The sequence below is a fragment of the Halochromatium glycolicum genome, from assembly GCF_016584085.1.
In the GTDB taxonomy this organism is placed as follows: domain Bacteria; phylum Pseudomonadota; class Gammaproteobacteria; order Chromatiales; family Chromatiaceae; genus Lamprobacter; species Lamprobacter glycolicus.
This window is the reverse complement of sequence record NZ_NRSJ01000140.1, coordinates 1-523: the sequence shown is the minus strand read 5'-3', so window position 1 is coordinate 523 and position 523 is coordinate 1. Positions and strand designations below refer to the sequence as shown.

1 protein-coding gene is annotated in these 523 nt (G+C 61.0%); it reads right to left on the bottom strand.

Annotation, left to right across the window (positions count from 1 at the left end; translation table 11 throughout):
* Nucleotides 1–171: 171 nt before the first annotated feature.
* Nucleotides 172–523, bottom strand: a 352-nt coding sequence (locus CKO40_RS23880) for a transposase (RefSeq protein WP_200348950.1), incomplete at its 5' end; no start/stop codon positions are given.

Below are 523 nucleotides of genomic sequence, written 5' to 3'. Positions count from 1 at the left end.
CCAGGGCCAAGGCGCGAAACGCATCGTTCTGGTCATCGCCACATGTCCGACGATTTTTCAATGTTAATAATTGAGACCACGAACAAGGCGAGAATGTTTCTCGCTAACCCCTTCCCAGCGGGGAAGCTGAAAAGCCCCTCTCCCCCGAGGGGATAGCAACTGTGTTTCAGGTCAAGCGGTTTTCCCATGAGCAGGATCCCAGTGCGCCTGATCGCGCAGCATGGCGTTGACGATGGTGAGGAGCTTGCGCATGCACGCCACGAGGGCCACCTTGGCGACCTTACCCGCATCGCGCAGTCGGGTGTAGAACGCCTTCAGAACCGGGTTGTAACGCACCGCCGAGAGGGTTGCCATATAGAGCACGTGGCGCACGGGGGCGCGTCCGCCCCACACGCAGCGTCTCCCGTGCCGGGTTCCACTGTCACGATTGAGCGGCGCGACGCCGACCAGGGCGGCGATCTGCTTGCGGTTGAGTTGGCCCAATTCGGGCAAACAGGCGATCAAGGTCAGGATGGTGACGTCC